Source organism: Bacillus sp. AFS001701 (genome assembly GCF_002559405.1).
In the GTDB taxonomy this organism is placed as follows: domain Bacteria; phylum Bacillota; class Bacilli; order Bacillales; family Bacillaceae_G; genus Gottfriedia.
Genome location: NZ_NTZO01000562.1, coordinates 1 through 437, shown reverse-complemented (window position 1 = coordinate 437; position 437 = coordinate 1). Strand labels below are relative to the sequence as shown.

The window sequence follows — 437 nt, the reverse complement described above, 5'->3', positions numbered from 1 at the left end:
TTGAACCTCTTTTGGTAATATGATTTATAGTGGCATTGAACTTACCAGACTGAAATACACTAGGATCAACTCCAGCGAAGGCTACTAATTTTTTTGGATGATTAAACCGTTCTATTTCACCAATTTCAGAGAGTATCGTTGCACCGATTTTTTCTCCGATACCTGGAATAGACTGGATTATCTTATATTCTTCGATATCTTTAATGAGAGTAGCTATTTGTTCCTCTAAGATAGATAGGTGCTCTTGGTATTGAAGAAGCATTTGAATAAACATATTTAGACTGATTAAATGACTTTGGTAAATAATTTTATCAAAAGGATTATTCATGGCAGCTTCTTTCAATTTAGCTGCTTTTTTTAATGCCCATTGGTAAGAACGTGTTCTACATAGTGAACGGATCTTCGCAGCTAAATTTGCTTCACATTCTTTTAAAACT

1 protein-coding gene is annotated in these 437 nt (G+C 33.4%); it reads right to left on the bottom strand.

Features of this window, described 5'->3' with window-relative positions; translation table 11 throughout:
* Positions 1 to 437, bottom strand: a 437-nt coding sequence (locus CN514_RS22900; RefSeq protein ID WP_141529498.1) for a transposase, incomplete at both ends; no start/stop codon positions are given.